This window comes from Planktothrix serta PCC 8927 (assembly GCF_900010725.2).
Classification (GTDB): domain Bacteria; phylum Cyanobacteriota; class Cyanobacteriia; order Cyanobacteriales; family Microcoleaceae; genus Planktothrix; species Planktothrix serta.
Genome location: NZ_LR734836.1, coordinates 1 through 1,394 on the forward strand (window position 1 = coordinate 1; position 1,394 = coordinate 1,394).

General features: G+C 32.9%; 4 protein-coding genes. All 4 read left to right on the forward strand.

Going from position 1 to position 1,394, the window contains the following annotated elements; genetic code table 11:
• Nucleotides 1-103 precede the first annotated feature (103 nt).
• The 4 genes from PL8927_RS04285 (at nt 104) to PL8927_RS04300 (ending at nt 1,314) form a co-directional block, all read left to right on the forward strand.
• On the forward strand, nt 104-430 hold the full coding sequence (locus tag PL8927_RS04285) for a type II toxin-antitoxin system HicB family antitoxin (RefSeq protein ID WP_197047313.1): 327 nt from the start codon (nt 104-106) through the stop codon (nt 428-430).
• A complete protein-coding gene (locus PL8927_RS04290; protein WP_083617975.1) occupies nt 423-662 on the forward strand; it encodes a type II toxin-antitoxin system HicA family toxin in 240 nt (79 codons plus the stop codon). Before PL8927_RS04285 ends, PL8927_RS04290 begins: the two co-directional genes overlap by 8 nt.
• A gap of 129 nt (nt 663-791) precedes the next feature.
• On the forward strand, nt 792-1,079 hold the full coding sequence (locus PL8927_RS04295; RefSeq protein ID WP_083617977.1) for a BrnT family toxin: 288 nt from the start codon (nt 792-794) through the stop codon (nt 1,077-1,079).
• On the forward strand, nt 1,054-1,314 hold the full coding sequence (locus tag PL8927_RS04300) for a BrnA antitoxin family protein (protein ID WP_083617978.1): 261 nt from the start codon (nt 1,054-1,056) through the stop codon (nt 1,312-1,314). Before PL8927_RS04295 ends, PL8927_RS04300 begins: the two co-directional genes overlap by 26 nt.
• Nucleotides 1,315-1,394: the final 80 nt, after the last annotated feature.

The following is a 1,394-nucleotide window of genomic DNA, read 5'->3' on the forward strand; positions in this document are numbered from 1 at the left end:
AAGAATAAGTCATTACTAATCAATACCTTAGTTTAATCAGGAGAGTTGATATGATTGTTATTGATATAGACAATATTAGAGATACAATCAAAATGATAAAATAATGGTATTATTGCTTTATATCTACGAAATATTTTATAATCTAAGTAGAGATGAGGTAATGCAAATGGATTTTTATAGCGTTGTTCTTAAAAAAAGTGCGGGCTATTGGGTCGCATTATGTTTAGAAAATGGGATTGTTGCTCAAGGCGATAATCCCGAACAATCCATGAGTAAACTTCAAGAAGCGATTGCATCTTTTTTATTAGTCTGTGAAACGGAAGAAAAAGTTGATCAATCTCCTATTTCCATTTTAGAACTCCATGAATTTTTAACCATTGATGAGGATAATCAATCAAATAGTTATGAATTAAGGAAGGTTTATGCCTAAAAATATCCCTTCATTAAAACCAAGAGAACTAATTAAAATTTTAGAAAAAGGTGGATGTAAATTTTATCGAGAAGGGAAAGGAGATCATTGTTTATATATTCGTCTAATTCAAGAAAATAAACGAATTGTTCCCATTGATATCGGTGCGAAAGAAATATCACCTGCTTATGTGTTAAGGATTTTTCGGCAATTTGGCTTTACTGATGAAGAAATCGATAAACTGTTAAAATAAAACCCCAATTGCTGTTTTAAGCGGACGTAGAGCTCCGTGTTTGCATTCCCTGGGGAAAGAGGGAAGACATAATGATTGGGTTTATGTTATCGTTTATAATTAGTAGATACATTTTGTATATACTCAATCATGCAGTTTGAATGGGATGTAAACAAAAATGCCCAAAATCTCAAAAAACATGGTATTAGCTTTGAAGAAGCTCAAGAAATATTTGACGGACTTGTTTTTACCGCCATTGATGAACGTTTTGATTACGGCGAAGAAATTCGAGAAATTAGTATCGGTGCAATACAGGGTGTTGTTATCGTGACCGTAGTGCATACTGAAAGAAGTGGAATCATCCGAATCATATCTGCAAGAAAAGCTACTCGTCAAGAAAGAGAAACCTATTATGACTATCTCGCCAAAACGACTTAAAGAGTTAGAAAATCTCCCAGAAAATGCGATTGACACATCAGATATACCTGAATTAGATGCCAATTTTTGGGAAAAAGCTAAACTCGTTAAACCGATTACTAAAAAAGCCATTTCTTTAAGAGTTGATAGTGATGTTTTAGATTGGTTCAAAAGCCAAGGAAAAGGCTATCAATCGATGATGAATACCGTACTGCGCTCTTATTTTGAACATGAGGTGAACACGACTAAAGAATAAGTCATTACTAATCAATACCTTAGTTTAATCAGGAGAGTTGATATGATTGTTATTGATATAGACAATATTAGAGATACAAT

Coding starts and splice junctions, on each gene's coding strand:
- PL8927_RS04300 (WP_083617978.1), top strand. CDS start 1,054: ATGACTATCTCGCCAAAACGACTTAAAGAGTTAGAAAATCTCCCAGAA.
- PL8927_RS04295 (WP_083617977.1), top strand. CDS start 792: ATGCAGTTTGAATGGGATGTAAACAAAAATGCCCAAAATCTCAAAAAA.
- PL8927_RS04285 (WP_197047313.1), top strand. CDS start 104: ATGGTATTATTGCTTTATATCTACGAAATATTTTATAATCTAAGTAGA.
- PL8927_RS04290 (WP_083617975.1), top strand. CDS start 423: ATGCCTAAAAATATCCCTTCATTAAAACCAAGAGAACTAATTAAAATT.